Origin of the sequence: Actinomadura bangladeshensis (assembly GCF_004348335.1) — a bacterium.
GTDB lineage: Bacteria > Actinomycetota > Actinomycetes > Streptosporangiales > Streptosporangiaceae > Spirillospora > Spirillospora bangladeshensis.
The window spans coordinates 1-3,217 of record NZ_SMJW01000452.1 but is presented as its reverse complement, the minus strand read 5'-3'; the positions used below and the strand labels follow the sequence as shown (position 1 = coordinate 3,217).

The 3,217-nt window shown below is 68.4% G+C and carries 2 protein-coding genes and 4 tRNA genes; all 6 read left to right on the top strand.

Features of this window, described 5'->3' with window-relative positions:
• The first annotated feature begins 75 nt into the window (after positions 1–75).
• The 6 genes from E1284_RS39685 (at position 76) to E1284_RS39670 (ending at position 2,913) form a co-directional block, all read left to right on the top strand.
• The gene (locus E1284_RS39685) at positions 76–339 is read left to right on the top strand and encodes a sigma factor-like helix-turn-helix DNA-binding protein (RefSeq protein WP_243715031.1); all 264 of its coding nucleotides are present in this window, start codon (positions 76–78) and stop codon (positions 337–339) included.
• 301 nt (positions 340–640) lie between these two features.
• Positions 641–725 (top strand) — tRNA-Ser (locus E1284_RS39680).
• 1 nt (position 726) lies between these two features.
• Positions 727–799, top strand: a tRNA-Met gene (locus tag E1284_RS42230).
• A gap of 12 nt (positions 800–811) precedes the next feature.
• A tRNA-Arg gene (locus tag E1284_RS42225) sits at positions 812–902 on the top strand.
• 2 nt (positions 903–904) lie between these two features.
• A tRNA-His gene (locus tag E1284_RS39675) sits at positions 905–976 on the top strand.
• A gap of 110 nt (positions 977–1,086) precedes the next feature.
• Complete coding sequence (locus tag E1284_RS39670; protein WP_207924224.1) at positions 1,087–2,913, top strand: glycoside hydrolase family 3 protein; 1,827 nt, start codon at positions 1,087–1,089, stop codon at positions 2,911–2,913.
• Positions 2,914–3,217: the final 304 nt, after the last annotated feature.

Genomic DNA, 3,217 nt, shown 5'->3' with positions numbered 1-3,217 from the left:
ATCCCACCCTCAACGCTTCCTTAAAGCGGGCATAAGTGCGGTGCCGCGGGGGGCGCGGAGTGCGAGGTTCGTGGCGTGGCACTGCGAATGGGCAAAGACACCGGTTCGTTCGTCCCCGGCGTGCCGGGGCGGCGGACGCGCCCCGCGGTGGTCGCCCGGGCCTTCCAGGCGCTGCCGCCGGCGCACCGCGAGATCCTCACCGAGACGGTCTTCCGCGACCGGTCGGTCAACGAGGCCGCCGCCTCGCTGGGGGTGCCGGTAGACGTGGTCAAGGCCCGCGTCTACCACGCCCTCCGCGCCCTGAGCGCGGCCCTGGAAGCACCGCGGTCCACCGTGTGACACTCCGCGGCTCGTGGGATCGGCGAATCTCAGCCGTCGTCGCCCGGGTGAGCGCGATACTCGCCTGGGCCTGTCGGAATGCGTGTAGATCGATGCACGGTCCGCAATAAATGAGTTGTGGAGGCTGGAGCCGTCACGGCACTATGGGCGTCAGACGGAACGAGAGCGGAAGGGGATGGAAGATGCTTCGCCAGCGAATGCATAGCAGTCGTCCTTTCGGTCTCGGGAGCCGGCGTCGGATGTGAGAAGCGCGTCTTGATGCGGCCGCCCGGGGATCAACGGGCGGTCTTTTTCTTTTCCCGGAGGGTTGGCCGAGTGGGAAGGCAGCGGCCCGCTAAGCCGTGGTCAGGGTCACCCCTGCGCGAGTTCGAATCTCGCACCCTCCGCGCCAGGTGAGGATGCTGGTGTATCCGGCGGATTCATATCCCGCACGAGGCAGGTTCGATTCCTGCACCTGGTACGTCAGAGACAGGTCTCCGTGGCGCAGTGGAGAGCGCGCCGGGTTGCGGACCCGGAGGTCGCATCTGGTTGGCCAGGGCTGACACGGATTCCTGCCGGAGACACGGCCTTCGTGGTGTAGTGGTCTGCACGCCGGGTTGTGGTCCCGGAGGTGTCGGTTCGATCCCGATCGAGGGCCCTTTGCCCTGTGCTGCGCGTCAGATATTGCCCATGCGCTGATGTCCGGTTGCGTTGCGTTTGATCAACTGTGGAAAAGCATTCCACATGTACAGCTCCTCCCTTCGCGCGATGCGGTCCCGCCTGCCGTCCCTCTGCATGTCGGCGGTGCTGGCGCTCGCCGCCTACGGCGGGCCGGTGCGGGCCGACCCGGGGCCCGCCCCCTACCTGGACCCGCACCTGTCCGTCCAGGACCGGGTCGACGACCTGCTCGACCGGATGAGCCTGGACGACAAGCTCGGCCAGATGACGCAGCCGGAGCGCAGGTATGTCGGTCCCGAGGAGATCACCCGCTACCGGATCGGGTCGGTGCTGTCCAGCGGCGGGTCCGCGCCCGATCCGAACACGCCGGAGAGCTGGGCGGACATGTACGACGGGTTCCAGAAGGCCGCGCTGGCCGGGCCGCTGCACATCCCGATCATGTACGGGGCGGACGCGGTGCACGGCGACAACAACATGGTCGGCGCGACGATCTTCCCGCACAACATCGGGCTCGGCGCGACCCGCGACCCGGCGCTCGTCCGCGCGATCGGCGCCGCGACCGCCGCTGAGATGACGGGGACGGGCGTGGACTGGAACTTCGCGCCGTGCGTGTGCGTCGCCCGCGACGACCGGTGGGGACGGACGTACGAGTCGTTCGGCGAGGTCCCCGAGCTGCCGTCGATGATGACGACGATCATCGACGGGCTGCAGGGGGACGAACTGGGCGGCCCCGCGTCCGTCCTGGCCACGGCGAAGCACTTCGTGGGGGACGGCGGCACCGAGGGCGGCGACGACCGGGGCGACGCGAAGATCTCCGAGAAGGAACTGCGCGCCGTCCACCTGCCGCCGTTCCACGCGGCGGTGAAGCGCGGCGTCGGCGCGGTGATGGTCTCCTACAGCTCGTGGAACGGGCTGAAGATGCACCAGAACAGGTACCTGATCACGGACGTGCTGAAGGGCGAGCTGGGCTTCACGGGGTTCGTCGTGTCCGACTACAACGGGATCGACGAGATCGACGGCAAGCCAGGGTTCACCAAGGACGAGGTCGCCGCCGCGATCAACGCCGGAATCGACATGGTGATGGTGCCGACCGAGTGGCGCCGGTTCATCGACTACCTGCGCGACGAGGTGAAGGACGGCGACGTCCCGATGGAGCGCATCGACGACGCGAACCGCCGCATCCTGACGAAGAAGTTCGAACTCGGCCTGTTCGAGCATCCGCTGGCCGACCGCACGTACCTGCAGACGGTCGGCAGCGCAGCGCACCGCAAGCTGGCGCGGCGGGCGGTCGCCGAGTCGCAGGTGCTGCTGAAGAACGACGACGACGTGCTGCCGCTGAACGACGACGACAAGGTGTTCGTCGCGGGCCGCAGCGCCGACGACATCGGCATGCAGTCGGGCGGCTGGACGATCACCTGGCAGGGCGAGCCGGGCCCGATCACGCCGGGCACGACGATCCTGGACGGCATCCGCAAGGCCGCCGATCCGGACGCGACCGTCACCTACAGCAAGGACGGCACCGGCATCGACTCGTCCTACGACGCGGCGATCGCCGTGGTGGGGGAGACCCCGTACGCCGAGTACCACGGCGACCGCACCGGGGACCTGGGCTTGGACGGCGCCGACCTGAAGACCATCGACCGGCTCCGCGCCGCCGGCGTCCCGGTGGTCGTGGTGCTGGTGTCGGGCCGTCCGCTGGACATCGCCGCGGACCTGCCGAAATGGGACGCGCTGGTCGCGGCCTGGCTGCCGGGCACCGAGGGCGAGGGCGTCGCGGACGTCCTCTACGGCGACGCGGACCCCAGGGGCAGGCTCCCGGTCACGTGGATGCGCAGCGGCGACCAGGAGCCGATCAACAAGGGCGACGGGAAGAAGGCGCTCTTCCCGTTCGGATACGGCCTCACCTACGACGACTGAAAAGTGCGCGAGAACGGCGAAGAGATCGTTGGGGCACGCTCAATCCCGTCCGGCCCGAATACCAAACCCGCCCGGATCGCACCTATACCTCCAAAATGCTTTTGTACATCCCCTTTCTGCGGGGGATGTGAACACGCTGAGTTCCGCGAAATGACCCTCCGTCCTGTCGGTGGGACCTAGCCTCGATCTTTCGTGAGGTCGGTTGGGTCGGGGAGCGACCCGACCGATTCTTGGTTTTCGGTGGCGGGTCAGCGGTGGGGCCCGACTGTCGCGTCGGGTGGGCGGGGTTCCACGGGCCCCGATG

Bases quoted from the DNA above. Each gene is read 5' to 3' on its own strand.
- E1284_RS39670 (WP_207924224.1), top strand. From the start codon at position 1,087: ATGCGGTCCCGCCTGCCGTCCCTCTGCATGTCGGCGGTGCTGGCGCTC.